Genomic DNA, 14540 nt, shown 5'->3' with positions numbered 1-14540 from the left:
AATCGATTCAGAACACTGTTCAGAAACATTGGAGCATGGTCCTGCTACCGTCCTGTTTGAAAAGACTACGACCGCTGCACCTGGCATGCTGAAGAGGCGGGTAAACCCGTTGACCAGCTCCGGGCTGCAAACGAACACGAGAGATCCTGGCCGCAGATGTTCTCGAACCTCACGCTCACTATCAGACTCGACGAAGCATATCTGCAATCACTGACTGTCTCAGAAAAGCACAGTGAGGATTTCGGAGTGGCTCTCTCGTTCACTGGCTGTACCATGGTGGACTCGAACTTTGCGTATAGCCAACTTTCTTCGATGTCAATCAAGGGCGTACAGCTGGAGGGGTCTACTTTTGAACAAGCTGATCTCAGTAACACACTTATACAGCAGTGTACGCTAAACGAGACCAATTTCAAATACGCACAACTCCAAGGTGCCCGTCTCCTACGACAGAATATTCGGAACAGCAGTTGGCAAGGCGTCAAACTGAAGAAAACAGTGAGAGCACGAACTTAGAACGAAGCCAAAATCCAGCAACGAATACTCCAGAACTGGAAGACAGCGTCAGAATTGGTGATGATGACGATCCTGAAATCGGGACGTATTCGAAGCCAGAGGAACCGAGAAAACAGAACCTCGAAAAAGACGAGATCAAGGAATTCTTCGAAAAGAAAGGGGCCGTCGAGATCCTCGCCCAGCTAAGCGACGGGCCAAAACGATTCAGCGAAATCGACACCGCAGTCGTCGCAAGTCACGGCACAGTCGCCAACAGACTCACAGAAGGGGCCAAGCTCGGACTCTGGAAAGAGTACTTCCACTACCCCGACGACGGTGGCAAGACGAAACTGTACGAACTCACCCCCGCAGCAGCATCCTTGGCCGAATCACCGAGGAACAAAACATCCGTGAAACGACCCAACAGCTACAAGAAAGCAAGCAACGACACACAGACGCCGTAGCCAGCTTTCGAGACAAGATTTGAACCGACGACTCCTCAGAATAGTCCTCAAACCTGAAGCCCGGGACCCAGAAGGCCGTCAGTACCCTACTACTCGCCGAATACATCTGGGAATCAGTCCTTAGCTACGAGAGTGAATCGACCACTCTATTAAATCAGCGATTTCAAACACTGCTGTAAACCTACAATGAGCACTAATGATCCGTATCCTGAGCCAGTAAAACAGGCGGCAGAGTACGCCCGCGACGAGTTGGACAACGGTTTCGTCCCAGACCCAGCGGACTTCTACGAAAATGAAGCTCAGTGGAATGCTCGGACCAACGGGTCTCAGAAGACGTACTCTGGACTTGGTGTTTTTGTTGATCGAGATGAGCATTCGGAGACTCAGGGAGATGAGGAGTGGAAGGTTGAAGTGCGGATGGCGAGTCATCAGTCTGCGAACCCACTGCCGGTTGCAGATGGTCTAACAGCTGAGGAGATGCAAAACGTGATTCGGGCCTTTCAGTACCGCTTGGACTGGTTTGTGCGACATGGCGAGTATGAACCCAGTTATGAGCGGAAGGATTGAATTTAGGTCTCTAAGCATCCCTGAAGACAGGTGAGTATCTTGGTAGACTAGCGCGCTGTATTCAGCACGACCGCTGACAGTTGTCACCGATGAAGGGTTCAAGGAGTCGGTAACTGAAAACTAAGTGTTCTCCTCAATTCTCTTCTCTATGGAATCTCACGTCGGCGTGGACTGGGCGAGCGGATCATGGGTCGTCGTCGAAGCGACCCCAGAAACCACCGACATCAGTACAGAACCCTCTCTGCTCAACGTCTGGCACGAATACAGGAATCGGGCAAACAAGATCCTCGTGGACATCCCAGTTCACCTGCGACATGAAGGAGACCGTGAGTGCGACCAGAAAGCAAAGGACTTCCTCGGATCACGCGGCAGCACCGTCTTCTGGACACCAAACACCGACGCAGTGACAGCGCGAGACTACGACGACGCCGTAACGAAGAATACGCGCGGGTTAGGAAGCCACAGTTGGGGCCTCATCCCGCGTATCCGGGAAGTGAACACCGTGCTGGATGAATTCGACACCGCACATGAGACGATCTACGAAAGCCACCCAGAGGTGTGTTTCAAAGCATACTATGGCGACGATCTCCCATCGAAGAAAAGTGACGCAGGTTTCGAAACCCGGAAACAGTGTCTCATCAAGCACGGCGACGAGTCCTTCCAACCAGTTCTTGACCTCGTTGACGAACGGCGGACGAACAGCCAATGGCATCATCGAATCCAGTCAGGTCGCGTCGACGACGTGCTTGATGCCGCCATCCTCGCACTTACTTCCCGCGAGTCTAACGGTGCCTACTCAACCCTCCCAGCTGATGCCGACCCCACCCGTGATCCCTCGATTGTCTATCCCGGCAACTGACTCGTCTCCGGCGGAACACACTGTTCTCTATGAGCACTCGTTTCCGTCCCGGGCGGAGGGCTTATTTGTTCCAATATCGGAGTTATATGACACACGAGGCCGCACTATATGGCCGTTGAACCACCATACTCGCACGATGCCGGACCCGCAGCAGTCTCCCCAACTGCACTTCGCATAGTCAGCGGGCACATCGAACTCCATCACCGTATAGAGAGTACCGAGCCCGAACGTTCCGAGGACGATGAGGACTTTTGGATACTCGGAATGGCCGATGAAGACGTGCCGTCCATCTACAAGCTCCCCAAGCCCTACGCCGTCTACACCATTGAGTGTGAACACATCAAGAACGTCGAACTACAGCGTCGTCTCAGCGACGAAGACACATCGCACGAGGTCTCCCCCGAGTTCCAGACTGCCTACGCCATGAACAACGCCCCTGTTGTCTACGTCGGCTACACCAAGAATCCATATCGGCGCATCGACGAACACCTCGACCCGTTCACGACCGGCTCGAAGTTCACCAACATCTTCCGACCTGTTGATGTCCACAACATCGACTGGTACGATACCGAAGACGAGGCAAAGGAAGCCGAACTGGCCACCGCGGACCGCCTCCACCGCAAACAGGGCTACTTCCTCAACCCCAGCGTCCATCCCGCCTACCGCGGCGACTAATCTCGGCACGACCGACCATGAACCAACACGCGAGCACCCTTGCGGACCACTCACCCTTACTCCGTCAACCCTCCGCTTGGCGAACGATACGATTTCTGTATGCTGTACCTCTCTTCCACTTATTCAATTCCTTCTAAGGCTTTGTAGATCGTCCAATCGATCTCTAACTCCTGTTCGAGCAACTCTTCAATTTCTGTAATCACAGATATACACTTGGCAATCATCTCAATCACTTGCTTGTGACCCGCAATCTCAACCATCAGCATCGGATTATGAATATAGGTATTCCTGGCTTCTCTTACATCGTCAACCAGGTCAAAAAGCGTACTATCGATCAGGTCCGCACGGTCAAGCATATGCTGATACTGACCAGCATTCGCCTTTTCCTCTAGATCAGAGTAGATCGCCTGGATTGTCTCCTCATGATTCATATGGTCTTCCACCACCTCCTTCCAAGGAGTCGAGTCATAGTAATCAACAAACGGCTGGATCGGCACACCGGATCTTCGGAGCTTATCTGTGACCAAGAGATATGAACTCGCTTCAAAATATGAGATAGTCAAAGCATGAATTTGGAAGAGACCTATACCAACCTCACCTAAGGGCAGATCTACTCTAGTAGTCTCACCTCGATCCAAATTCTCCTGAACATCGGAGCTGATTCGTTCTACGCTATCGCTAAGCCCTTGAAGAAACAGAAAAAATACAGCGTTCTCCGCCGTTGGCTCGACCCTACGTTGAATATGTGCTTTGCCGGTTTGCTTTACTAGAGGATGGTCCTCATCATCTACACCATATTTTTCTCGGATTTTTTCATGAGAAAGTTCTCTGAGTTCCTGAGTAGTTGGTCCCGATGCGCTGAATTCCTTTGATTCACTTGCCTGCTGGTCTTGCTCTTCAGAGCCAAAGAAGGATTCTCGAAATTCATTAGAAAGTTCATCTTTGGGATCAGATCTATTTGTGTTGTCTTCAGTCATGATCTATATTGGCTCGTGTGATTGCCTTCTAAATAAGAATCCGGGGGTGCGGAGAGAGCGAGAAAGTTCCAGTGTTATTCTAACTTTGGAGTCTATTTGTGGAATCCAAAGTTCAAGTGGTTGAGGCACAGTACTGTTTATAAAGAGGATTGGTCAAAATGGGCGAGCACGCAAATTCCCAAGTTCGGGCGAAAGTGTGGGTGACCCCCGATCAAGTCGAGTCACTCCGTTCGGCAAGTTACGCGACTGGTGCAGACTATCTTCAGCAGCGAAACGAAGCAATTGTCACGACGATGTACGATACTGGGCTTCGAGTAGGTGAACTCGTCCAGCTCGATATCGAACTACTCCGGAACAACAACTCGGAGCTCTACCTCCCCACGGAACTGCAGAAGGACTACCCGAATCAGAACTCCCCACCGCCGGTGACCCTCGAACTCGCCGACGACACGACACGGCTGCTCTCAGCGTATCTCACCAACCGATGGAAGGACACGCCAGCCCTCTTCCCATCAAGATCTTCGGAGCGCATCAGCGAACAAGGCGTGCGGAACATGCTTCGCAAGATCGCTGAGGGGGCTGGGATTCGACCCTACAAACTTGATGGAAGTAGAGGTGATCCAAGCGACGTGACACCTCACGCGCTACGGCACGGCGTTGCTTATCGAATGATGAACGAAGAAGACGGAAACACGCTGTATGATGTCCGCCTTCGTCATCGCAGTATTCAGACGACCGAGAGAGTCTACGACCATCTACTCAAAGTCTAACCGTTTTGTCTCTCCGCGCCGCTAGGCAGCATTCATCACAGAACCTCTCCAAACGTTTCAGCCGAAGAATAATCACATCATGAGTCTACGGTCAGTGTATGACTGACTACCCTTCTAAGTCGTCGCTTCTGGTGAATGCGACGCAGCAGCAGCAGTTAGCCAAGGGTGATTTCGACGCGGGGGTTGCTATCGTCCCGACGTAGCATGAGGAAGCCGAGGGCGGCTACGACATCGAATTCAGTACCGCGTCACGGCTCGAACTCCAGTACAAGGCCGTCTACAGTGAGATCGACGACCGCACCTTCGACCCCGGAAACCCACAGACAGCAGTTAAATTCCCGTTCAACGGCCAACAAGCCAAAACACTACTCGGCCGCGCTCCGCTCCCCGGACTCACGTTCTACGCACTCCCAGTCGTCACTGACCTCACCGGCCTCGGCGACGTGCTAAGCGCGACCGTCTTCCTCGACGTCGAAGCACTCGCCACACTCCCAAAACACCAGGATAACCTGCACGAGTACACCGCGTTCTGGGTGCCGGTACACGAATCCAGCCCGACGTTCTCATCGGTCTACCTCAAAGACAAAACCGAACCGCGGTACTCAGAGCCAAACGCGTATCATCGTATGGACTCCGACTTCCTCTACACGTGGCCCGAGATTAGAGCCCTCACGCGCGCGACGCTCATTGGTGTCCCACTCCGAACGCACAGCAGTACAGCCCCAACTGCGGGGTACCAGCAGCTACACGGATACGAGAGTCAATTGCTGGACTCCCGGTTCCCTGGGAACCTGATTGATAGAGAACCGCCGTTTGAGTCCGGTGATAGGGACATCCTTGGAGTTGTCGTCAACGAAGTTGAACGTCGTAGTCGAGAGATACGCGACGTGATTACTCAAGAACGGCCGACGCGGGACTCCCTCACTCAGTCTCAAAAGGAGGTCTTGCAATCGCACGAGTACTTGCTTGAACCCGAGCAGCTGGATGTGAACCGGCGTGCTTCAATCCGTGCGGCGCTGCTGACGTACCCAGACGACGAGGAGGACGAAGAAGACTCAGAAGACCCGTCACCGATAATCGATTACTCTGGCCTGGATCCACGCCAGGGATCACGCTACCGACAGTATCGATACCTAGCATGGGGCGACGACGCTGACCTCCTCACCGTTCCAATCGGATTCACACCGGACTGAATCTCAGAGACACGGCCGGGTAAACTCACCCGCAGGTTACACTGAGACGTCCTCCGCCACCGTCGTCTCATACAGCCGGTCAATACTCTCGACCAACTCCGAGTTTTCGACAGCACTCTCTCGGACAGCTTGGGCCAAGGCGTCCACGTACGCGTCGAAGAAGTCGGCGTGTGAATCGACGTCAATGTCGTACTCAGCACGGAGGAGATTCGACTTATTGCCCGTAATTGTGAAGTTCGTTCCGTCAATCGCCTCCGCGATTTCCGCGCTGGCGTCACTGAACCGCGCGGCGAAATTATCGTAGAAGCTATCGTGGCCCGACGGGGCATTTCGAAGGTAAACAACCAACATGTGATCCCGGACGGCCTCCGTTTGATGCCAGTCAAGCCGGTGGACCAGTCCGACCCGCGCGTTCGGTTTCGTCGCATCCGAAACCGCTCGGCCCTCATCCAGTTTCTTCCACCACTCCCGGGGGAATAGCCACGACCAATCTGACTTCCCCTGGCGGAACGTCCACTGCCGGCGCTCCCCCGACTTCATCTCCACCTGGACCGCGGCGTACTCCTCCGGCACATCTGCATCCTCGATTAGTTCAACACCATCCAGCGTCTGCGCCAGCCGCCGTCCCCACGTCGATTCAAACTCCGACCACTCCTCCTCAAACGCTGTCTCTAGGTCCGAGATCACACCGTAGTTTTCGACGTACAGTTCCACCATCTCCTGCTGATTCTCCTGGTATTCGGTCATTGTGAGTTCACTCCGAATCGTGTCGACGAAGTCTTTCAACTGCGCCGTGGTTCGCGCCGGGTACTCATCGTAACTCTCCATCAGGAACGACTGAAGCTCCGCAGCTAGCCACTCCCACGAGACATGCACAAAGTCGTCGGCAGCCGGTGACGACGCCGACTCAGGGGCTAAAAACACGTAGTGCTGGCCGTCAGTGGGGACGTCGGCTTTGTCAACCCCGATCCCGTCGAACGAATCGACGCCGACGTACCGCTCTGTCTGGTCTTGCCCTTCTGATGCGTGGACTTTCAACTCCCAGCAGATGAACCACTCGTCGGACGCCCACATCACGACGTCCGGAATGCCATCGGACGTAGACACTTCTTGTGCGATCTGTATCTCATCGATGTCAAACCGCGAAAACGCATACCTCGAATCATCGCGGTCAGACAGCGCAGCGAGTACGTGTTCTAAGACAGCGTGGTCGAGCCCGTGTGGGGCGTCGGGCGTCAGGAAATGAACGAGGAACTGCTGCCAGTCACGCTCTTGTGTGCTCCGGTCGAGCACCTGTAACGTGGTCGGTGGAGGCTCTTCGGCCTCCGGAAGCGCGGCAAGTCGCCGCTGTATCTTCGTCAGTTCCGTTGCGATACTTCGACTCATACGCATCAGTCACCCACAATGAAAATCAAAGTGACGCCGTCACGCCACAGAACAACACCTTGCCACGAGGTATGAACACCTGGACCGCGCGGACCGGTGAAGCCGAAAGCGACGAATCGCTCCCAACCGCTCCGTCAAGTATGCGGACACCCACCCCAACAGCACGCCCATTTTCGCAGAGAGATATCTCTATCGCCACTCAGAAGGATTATTGACACAGTAGATACCCGGCGGAGAGGACACTCAGTATACATCGTCGATACCGGGCACTGTTATTACACAGCAGACGAAACGACCCTGCTAGCATGCAGCGCAGGTTCCGCGTCGGCGAGCAGTACCGCGACACCGGGAGTTATCGCAACTCTGCCGACCAGTTCCTGCGCTGGATTCGCGGCCAACTAGACGCTGGCATCAAAAACACCGGCGGCATCCGAGCTCTCAGCGCCAGTCGATCTGAGACGCCCGCAGCGCTCGTCCTCGTTTCGAACGACAGCGGCATCTCCCAACACGACGATCCGTGGGAAGACACACTCGCCGTCAACGCCGGCTACATCAGTTACTGGGGCGACGCCAAAGCCGACAACCCATACGACGAATCCATCAAGAACCAGAAAATCAAGACGGCATTCGACCGGGCCGCAGCTGGTCGACGCGAGGACGTCCCGCCAGTCCTCGTGTTCCGGAAACCCGAATCCGGCGTCGTCGAATTCTGCGGGCTGTGCGTTCCGGACCACTTCGAAGTCCGGTCCTATCAAGACGACACCGGCACGCAGATCCCGAATTATCTCTTTCACTTCTCGATCCTCAACACCCAGTCGGTCCCCGTCACGTGGCTGCACGACCGCGCCCAACTGAACGACGACAACCACGCACCGGATGTCTGGACGCGCTGGGTCGAAACCGGCGACGTCGCGCAATGGCCAACCGGCGAAACCCTCGACCAAACCGGACGGATCCGACGCTACGAAACCTCCGAAACCATCGTGAGCGACGCCTTCCGTGACAACGCCTTCGACCGATACGGCCACGCGTGCACCATGACCGGCATTCAAGAAGCAGACCTCCTAAATTTAGCCCACGTCCTCCCGCGAAGTCAACACCCTGACCTGGCCGAGCACCCAGAGAACGTCCTCGTGTTAAACGCGCTCCACCACCGCGCGTTCGATGCCGCCCTCTTCACTATCGACAGTGACTACCGCATCCGAACCAGTCCATCCTTCGACCCCGCCCACCCGTTCCTCCGAGAAACCATTCTTAACCGAGATGGCGAGCAACTCGCATTCCCGCCTGAGGCGCGAGTAAGACCGACATTCCTCGAAGAACTCAACACCGGGCTCTCGTGGCTATAGACTGACGGAGTAGTAAACCGCGTCCACGGGCAGTTGAATGAGTTTCTCAGAGTTGAACGGCCGTTGGATCCTCAAACGGAAGTTCGGTGATTATCTCATCTACAATCTCAGCTACTGGTTTGTTATCTTCGAGCGCGTCCTGTAGAGCTTCGAAGTATGCGTCTGGATCGCCGGGTGTGTATTCATAAGCGCCGTCCTTGGATTTCAGCATGTATTTGTTCCGACGGCTTGGGGAACCGATTTCCATAGTCTCCGGTGTCCGACTCCGGACAACATCCTTATTTTCATTCCAACAGGATTTGATCGAGTCGTTTGCGTCACTCCCTCCTTCGATTTCAAGGTTGAGAACTAGTACTCCCTTTTGGAAGTGCTTCCACCGTGGTTTATGTTCGAAATGGACGTCAATGTCTATGTCGTCTTTCTGCTTCCAGTTTCTGCGGTATATTTGTCCCCAGCCCGGTGAATCACGATTTTCTCTATAGTGAATCGCCCAGTTTTCGTCCCAGAAGTCCGGTTGAAAATCGCCGGTAGATATCGCACTAACCCATTCGTGGGCTAAGTTCCGAGCGATAAACTCCTTGCCTGCCTCGTTAGCAGCACGAATTGCGTCTCGATGTTCGATGTACTCGTCTTTTAGTTCTCGATAGGTTCTGTCATCCTGATCCATGTTTGTCTTGTACGAAATCAGCTCACGGTAGTCTCTCAACTGCTCAATGCTTCGAACGGGATAGTGACCGTTAGGAGGGGCCGTTACCGTGTCTATCGCCCTAGCGATCTCGTTCCAAGTAACCATCGCAAACTCGTTTTCGGCATCCGCATCCGGCGGGAATCCCGTCGGCTGCTCAGTATCAATATAGATGTAGAATCGCCGTTCAGGGTCATACTCTGTTACATCCAAATTGCTGAATTCAGTGGCTTCAACATACCTTTTCAGCTGTCCAGCGTCGTAGCTCGCGTTGACTTTCAATTCAAAACAGATGAACCATCTATCGGGCTGGTAGATGAGGATATCTGGCCGACCATCGTCACCACTTGCTTCAGCTTCTATTTCCACCAGATCCCAGTCTGGATGCAACAGATCTCGCGTGAAACTCGTTTCTTCTGACACCATCTCCAGAATCTCTTCTAAAAGAACTCCCCGGAAGCCATGAGGTTTGGATGGGTCCAGGAAATACGCAAGATACGCTTGCCAGTACCGTTCTCTATTCCGTCGTCCGAGAATACGGAGTGTCGGCCAAGGACGGCGAATGTCTCCACGCTCAGTAAGCGCTTCCACCCGTTGAGCGAAATCCCGGAGATCAGATACAGTTCTGTCTATATCCCGAAACTCCACATCCACCATACAAACTCCATTGAACAGACCTTTAATAAAACTGCATAGGCGAGGTTCGGAACTTGACTGATAAGATCGCTCTTTCGGTCGTCAGTATTACACCGACGTGAGTTGCTCTGCCAGTGATTCGAGTTCCTCAGCTTCATCGATAGCTGCAAGCCATCGATCAGGGAGCGCCGATGCCCCGAATCGTGCGCCAGCGACCGCACCCGCTATCGCGCCAATCGTATCGGTGTCACCGCCACGGTTGACACCGGTCACAATCGCCTCCTCGGCACTCTCCGCGACCAGACCATCGTGGAGTGCTGTCTGTAATGAATGCACGACGTATCCTGACGTCTCTAAGCCATCAGGTGACTCACCGCGAGCGAGTGGTTCAAGCGCCGCCATAAGCTCGTCAGGTGCGTCCGAACCGACGTAGTCGAGAGCATCTCCCAACGGCGACGCCGCGTCGTCAAGCAGGCCGGCGATGGTAACGTTCAGAACTGCACACCCGTACGTACACCGCGGGTCAGCGTGCGTGATCTGCGAGGACTGCCGACTCACCTCGGCGAGTCGCTCCCAGTCCGCCACGTACGGGATTGCAAGCGGCGCGCACCGCATCACACTCCCGTTCCCCGCGTTCTGGCCCTCCGGGCTTTGCTCCCAGACTTGCTGACCGGCCTTGTCCCACTCGTCACCGCGTTTGAGCCGGGTGAGTGCCCGTCTCGTCATCCCTCCAATGTCGAACGGGCCAGTGTCGTACCACGCGACGAACCGGTCCGCGACATCCGCCGGATCGAACGCCTGCTGTTCGACGAAACTACGAGCGATACACAGCGCCTGTTCTGTGTCATCAGTAATTGTCCCAGCGGGTTGGTTCCACGTACCGTGCCCAATCATCTCGTCGAGCCGCCCGTGTTCAGCACTGATCTCGGACGCAGACTTGAACTCCACCGGTCGGCCAAGCGCATCCCCGCACGCCAACCCTAGTAGAACTCCACGGGCTCGATCCGAATCCATACGTCACTCAACGACTACCGCTGAGAAAAATGTAGGGCGGCAGTCACTCGTCGGGTTTTCTTCCCTTGCGGAGATTCTCTCGGTATTCGGCCCACGCTTGATACATCTCCACCTTCTCGTCCTCTGTCATCGTGTCGTGCTCATCCGGGTCGTAGAACGGGAGTTCGTCCTTGTCAGGCATCGCCATCACTCGCGCGAGTGGGTACAGTTGCTCGTAGTAGTTTTCCAGCACCCACTCTTCACCGTGCTCCTCAACCGCTTGCTGAATGAACGGGGCAGCCTCCGGGTAGTCGTCTGTAAGCGAGTCAGTCATCGTGAAAGGGTGGCCGTGCCGCAGTGTTCGTCTTCGATTCGTCGTCCATACTGCCGGTCACGCGTCCGTGTATTCGGCGAGGGAGTGGTCGGGACTGTCGGTGACCCACTTGCCGATCTGGATGAGGTCAAACGTCTCAATCGCGGTGTCAAGCCCATCGGCGAGCTTCGACCGGACTCCGGGTAAAAGCTCATCGACGGGGATCGCGGTGAGGACGTGCTGCGTGAGGAAGTAACTGCTCGCCAGGCTTGTTGGAGCGATGACGGTGACGTTCTCCGCGTCAGCGTCGGCAAGCGCGAGTTCCGCATCTCGACGCTGAAGGACTGTCGCATCGAGTTCCTCAACGGGAAAGAGCACACTCGTATCCCCGTGCTCGATACTCGCCCCCGCCGACTGAAAATGCCCTTTGAGCATAACTACTACAAAATATATTTCTATAGGACATTAGCATTGTGGTGGAATGCTGTGTGGCCACAAACCATACTCGTCGGTGCATTCCCTTGGTCTCGCCTCTCGAATATGCAGAGAAGCAGCGAACACTGGCTATACTGTGTTGGCGATACCGGTGAAGTACGAATGAGCGATGTCCAACTGATCCCGATCAACTTCATCGGCTTCCGCACGGAAGTGGAATAGCGCGTTCCGGGTGTCCCGGATATCTTCAAGTAGACTTTCTACCATTGAGCGTTCCTGGGACAATCGGGCAGGGAGCTGGTCTACATTGCAGAGGTATTCCAGAGCTGGCTATTCAATCAGTTCGTCAGCTCTTCCAAGCAAGATACTCGGGGGCTGATTGAGAAGGGTCGAAGCAAGACAGTCGAATTCGAAGAGCATCTCCTGCCTGATACGGAATCTGACGCCCTCGCAAAAGAAAGAGTCGCTCAACATGTTGCTGCATTTGCTATTGCTGCAGGGGGCCACCTGATCATTGGCGTCGACAAAGACGGGAACGTTCAGGGTCTCGAAAAGGATTTCAAATCAATCACGAAAGGACAAGAAGGGTTCAAAAAGCAGCTTGAGAACGCTCTGACGGAGCACTTGGGTGAAACGTTTGCTACACAGAAGACCGGCGTTCAATTCGAGACTTTGAGCGAGAAGTCGGTATGTGTAGTGAAGGTAGAACCCAGTGACGAGCCCATCGAATTCAGCGGAGATGAGTTATTCGTCAGAAAGGATAGCGACACGAAACAACTCAGTTCAAGCGATTCGGAAGAGTACGTCAAGAGGCATTTCGGATAATCTGATTTGGAGTAGGTCGATATGTATCATCGATGGCTGGGCGACCGATTGTTGTACAGCGTTTGATTAGGTTGTAAAAGTGAATATGAGTCTCAAATTGACCTCGCAATCCCGGAACGTTAGTGCTGGTTGACGATATTAATAATTGTGTTAGGTTACTACGCAGATGGAATTTGAGTGATGAAATCTGTGATGCTTAACGCCTCAAGCGTAAGCAGGGCCGCTATGCATAACACTACAAGTATCAATATGTAGTATATCAGCAGGTCAAGGGCGAACCCGTATTTCACCTTAGCCTGATTGGGATCTTTATTCCTAATATTCCACCACCACCGAAACGGCCGTCCCCACCAAGGAGAAGTGGTTTCAAGACCGATACCACGCTGGGTGAGCTCCTTATCACTGAAAAATTTCTTGTAAAAATCAACCTGTTCTGTCTGAGAACCAACAAGATCTATAAACTGATTTCTGATGCCAAAAATCCGTCGGAGAGTGATCAAACAATAGACTCCCAACAGCGTAGCGACGCCAATATATGTGGGTGTGGGTGGAAGAAGATCATCCAAACGGAATACGACTGTGGCTCCAATAATCACAATGAACGCAAATGTCCTGAATAGGTCGCGAGACAGATCGTTCATCAGTTCGGATCTAAGTCTAACATATTCGCTCTGGATGTTGAAGGCGCTCTCGGTCAGATCTTGCCGGAATTCAAAGAACTCATCCACGCTCTCTTTTACATAGAATTGCCTATTTGATTGGGCTGAACTCAATATCGGCTCGGCATCAGTAATTAACTCAGCAAGAGTGTTGGCGTATAATGTCGCGACATTGCGTACCACTGTTATTCTGTCATCCGCTCGTGCATCATAGATCCACGAATACAGCGCGTAGACATCCTTGACCAGTTCAGCAGTGATTTCAATCGTCGCTGAATTCCCATTGGAAGACACTTTGATCTGCTCACTCGCCGACTGCACTACCTCCCCCTCGATGTACTGGCGGCCCTGAATTCGCACTCGCCAGGTTGAGTCATCGACGAATTCGGCTGTGTTAGCAATAGCTAAAACCGAGAAGATTACAACATACGGGTTAAACAATTTTTTTGCCTCAGTCTCTAACTCTTGGTCGCTAGAAATATCGAACTGAAAAAAGGAGGGTGGTAGGAAACGAACCTCTGGCTCTTGGATTAGTGTTTGGCGCCGAATTTTCTCCATCTGGTCACGCCACTTACTTGACTGACCCTCGTTTGCGTCGTATTTGTGAAGACGTGACAAGCCGTAGATGGAGAGTCCATCGCCTGTGACGAAATTGTCAAGTGACAGAATAACCACCAGGGAATGAGTGTGTCTATCATCAAGCAGCTTACCTCGTATTTCGGCGATACTGGTGTCGGAAATTTCACGTTTGAATGTATCCAATTCGATATAGAAATGGACCGAAATACGGTCTCCAGTCAGTTCGTTGGCGAGGGCTCTCTCTATCTCGTCCAGGGGAAGTGTATATTGAATATCGACCTGGAATTGATCGACAGTGTGGAAAAGCTCTAGAGCTTCTATAATCTCATCCGTAGTACTAATCGTATTATCCCGTAACCCAGCCAAGACATCTATGAGAGCGTCTTGACCCCGATAGAGGTCATCAATTGCCGAGGGTCCATTCCGATCCCGTGAACCCGTAATTGAACCAGTCGATGGATTGTAATTGATGCTGTATTGTTCATCAGCACCAATTATCTCAAATTTCAGCGGACGGAGCCTGGCGAACTCAGACAGCTCTTCTATATCAGCGATCAAGTCTTGGGATGCCTCAGGCGAGACATCGTCTGCATTGAGTGTCAGAGCCGCGTACCGTTCCGTTAAGGAATCGTCCCAAGATTCGACAAACGAAGATAGGGACCCCTTCAGTTCCTGAAACATCT

The 14540-nt window shown here is 53.3% G+C and carries 16 protein-coding genes; 9 read left to right on the top strand and 7 right to left on the bottom strand.

Going from position 1 to position 14540, the window contains the following annotated elements:
- Positions 1-156: 156 nt before the first annotated feature.
- From E4S61_RS26700 to E4S61_RS15320, 5 genes are all read left to right on the top strand, one after another.
- Positions 157-513 (top strand): pentapeptide repeat-containing protein, encoded by a 357-nt coding sequence (locus tag E4S61_RS26700; RefSeq protein ID WP_135304838.1) that lies wholly within the window; start codon positions 157-159, stop codon positions 511-513.
- Entirely contained in the window at positions 468-956 is a 489-nt protein-coding gene (locus tag E4S61_RS15335; protein ID WP_245180768.1) for a hypothetical protein, read from the top strand. The genes E4S61_RS26700 and E4S61_RS15335 overlap by 46 nt, the downstream gene beginning before the upstream one ends.
- 186 nt (positions 957-1142) lie before the next feature.
- A complete protein-coding gene (locus E4S61_RS15330) occupies positions 1143-1523 on the top strand; it encodes a hypothetical protein (protein ID WP_135304837.1) in 381 nt (126 codons plus the stop codon).
- Positions 1524-1671: 148 nt separating this feature from the next.
- On the top strand, positions 1672-2382 hold the full coding sequence (locus tag E4S61_RS15325) for a DUF429 domain-containing protein (protein ID WP_135304836.1): 711 nt from the start codon (positions 1672-1674) through the stop codon (positions 2380-2382).
- Positions 2383-2490: 108 nt separating this feature from the next.
- Positions 2491-3057: a GIY-YIG nuclease family protein gene (locus tag E4S61_RS15320; protein WP_135304835.1), complete on the top strand. Its 567-nt coding sequence runs from the start codon at positions 2491-2493 to the stop codon at positions 3055-3057.
- Positions 3058-3176: 119 nt separating this feature from the next.
- Here the strand turns inward: E4S61_RS15320 and E4S61_RS15315 are convergent, their stop codons facing one another.
- Complete coding sequence (locus E4S61_RS15315) at positions 3177-4034, bottom strand: hypothetical protein (protein WP_135304834.1); 858 nt, start codon at positions 4032-4034, stop codon at positions 3177-3179.
- Between the two features lie 158 nt (positions 4035-4192).
- Between E4S61_RS15315 and E4S61_RS15310 the strand changes: the two genes are divergently transcribed.
- Positions 4193-4804, top strand: coding sequence for a tyrosine-type recombinase/integrase (locus tag E4S61_RS15310; protein ID WP_135304833.1), 612 nt, complete (start codon positions 4193-4195; stop codon positions 4802-4804).
- A gap of 443 nt (positions 4805-5247) precedes the next feature.
- Positions 5248-5997 carry a hypothetical protein gene (locus tag E4S61_RS15305; RefSeq protein WP_135304832.1) on the top strand — a complete coding sequence of 250 codons (750 nt, stop codon included), beginning with the start codon at positions 5248-5250 and terminating at the stop codon, positions 5995-5997.
- 36 nt (positions 5998-6033) lie between these two features.
- On the opposite strand, the gene E4S61_RS15300 is transcribed toward E4S61_RS15305, so the two are convergent.
- Complete coding sequence (locus E4S61_RS15300) at positions 6034-7383, bottom strand: PD-(D/E)XK nuclease family protein (RefSeq protein WP_167768525.1); 1350 nt, start codon at positions 7381-7383, stop codon at positions 6034-6036.
- A gap of 305 nt (positions 7384-7688) precedes the next feature.
- Here E4S61_RS15300 and E4S61_RS15295 point away from each other — a divergent pair, with 305 nt between their 5' ends.
- Complete coding sequence (locus E4S61_RS15295; protein WP_135304830.1) at positions 7689-8732, top strand: HNH endonuclease; 1044 nt, start codon at positions 7689-7691, stop codon at positions 8730-8732.
- A gap of 46 nt (positions 8733-8778) precedes the next feature.
- Here E4S61_RS15295 and E4S61_RS15290 read toward each other — a convergent pair whose 3' ends face one another.
- The 4 genes from E4S61_RS15290 to E4S61_RS15275 form a co-directional block, all read right to left on the bottom strand.
- Entirely contained in the window at positions 8779-10074 is a 1296-nt protein-coding gene (locus tag E4S61_RS15290) for a PD-(D/E)XK nuclease family protein (protein ID WP_135304829.1), read from the bottom strand.
- An 87-nt stretch (positions 10075-10161) separates the two neighbouring features.
- Complete coding sequence (locus E4S61_RS15285) at positions 10162-11067, bottom strand: ADP-ribosylglycohydrolase family protein (RefSeq protein ID WP_135304828.1); 906 nt, start codon at positions 11065-11067, stop codon at positions 10162-10164.
- A gap of 43 nt (positions 11068-11110) precedes the next feature.
- A complete protein-coding gene (locus E4S61_RS15280) occupies positions 11111-11380 on the bottom strand; it encodes a hypothetical protein (protein WP_135304827.1) in 270 nt (89 codons plus the stop codon).
- Between the two features lie 57 nt (positions 11381-11437).
- Positions 11438-11794, bottom strand: a complete 357-nt coding sequence (locus E4S61_RS15275; protein WP_135304826.1) for a hypothetical protein — start codon at positions 11792-11794, stop codon at positions 11438-11440.
- 276 nt (positions 11795-12070) lie between these two features.
- Between E4S61_RS15275 and E4S61_RS26695 the strand changes: the two genes are divergently transcribed.
- Entirely contained in the window at positions 12071-12619 is a 549-nt protein-coding gene (locus tag E4S61_RS26695; RefSeq protein ID WP_135304949.1) for an AlbA family DNA-binding domain-containing protein, read from the top strand.
- A 158-nt stretch (positions 12620-12777) separates the two neighbouring features.
- Here E4S61_RS26695 and E4S61_RS15260 read toward each other — a convergent pair whose 3' ends face one another.
- Positions 12778-14538, bottom strand: a complete 1761-nt coding sequence (locus tag E4S61_RS15260; protein ID WP_135304825.1) for a hypothetical protein — start codon at positions 14536-14538, stop codon at positions 12778-12780.
- Positions 14539-14540: the final 2 nt, after the last annotated feature.

This window comes from Haloarcula amylovorans, assembly GCF_004681185.1.
GTDB lineage: Archaea > Halobacteriota > Halobacteria > Halobacteriales > Haloarculaceae > Haloarcula > Haloarcula amylovorans.
Note: the sequence above shows the minus strand (reverse complement) of the source record. Positions and strands in the feature narration are given on the sequence as shown.

What these genes read in the sequence shown, in the direction of transcription:
- E4S61_RS26700 (WP_135304838.1), top strand. Translation starts at nt 157, where the DNA reads ATGTTCTCGAACCTCACGCTCACTATCAGACTCGACGAAGCATATCTG.
- E4S61_RS15330 (WP_135304837.1), top strand. Translation starts at nt 1,143, where the DNA reads ATGAGCACTAATGATCCGTATCCTGAGCCAGTAAAACAGGCGGCAGAG.
- E4S61_RS15325 (WP_135304836.1), top strand. Translation starts at nt 1,672, where the DNA reads ATGGAATCTCACGTCGGCGTGGACTGGGCGAGCGGATCATGGGTCGTC.
- E4S61_RS15320 (WP_135304835.1), top strand. Translation starts at nt 2,491, where the DNA reads ATGGCCGTTGAACCACCATACTCGCACGATGCCGGACCCGCAGCAGTC.
- E4S61_RS15315 (WP_135304834.1), bottom strand. Translation starts at nt 4,034, where the DNA reads ATGACTGAAGACAACACAAATAGATCTGATCCCAAAGATGAACTTTCT.
- E4S61_RS15310 (WP_135304833.1), top strand. Translation starts at nt 4,193, where the DNA reads ATGGGCGAGCACGCAAATTCCCAAGTTCGGGCGAAAGTGTGGGTGACC.
- E4S61_RS15300 (WP_167768525.1), bottom strand. Translation starts at nt 7,383, where the DNA reads ATGAGTCGAAGTATCGCAACGGAACTGACGAAGATACAGCGGCGACTT.
- E4S61_RS15295 (WP_135304830.1), top strand. Translation starts at nt 7,689, where the DNA reads ATGCAGCGCAGGTTCCGCGTCGGCGAGCAGTACCGCGACACCGGGAGT.
- E4S61_RS15290 (WP_135304829.1), bottom strand. Translation starts at nt 10,074, where the DNA reads ATGGTGGATGTGGAGTTTCGGGATATAGACAGAACTGTATCTGATCTC.
- E4S61_RS15285 (WP_135304828.1), bottom strand. Translation starts at nt 11,067, where the DNA reads ATGGATTCGGATCGAGCCCGTGGAGTTCTACTAGGGTTGGCGTGCGGG.
- E4S61_RS15280 (WP_135304827.1), bottom strand. Translation starts at nt 11,380, where the DNA reads ATGACTGACTCGCTTACAGACGACTACCCGGAGGCTGCCCCGTTCATT.
- E4S61_RS15275 (WP_135304826.1), bottom strand. Translation starts at nt 11,794, where the DNA reads ATGCTCAAAGGGCATTTTCAGTCGGCGGGGGCGAGTATCGAGCACGGG.
- E4S61_RS15260 (WP_135304825.1), bottom strand. Translation starts at nt 14,538, where the DNA reads ATGTTTCAGGAACTGAAGGGGTCCCTATCTTCGTTTGTCGAATCTTGG.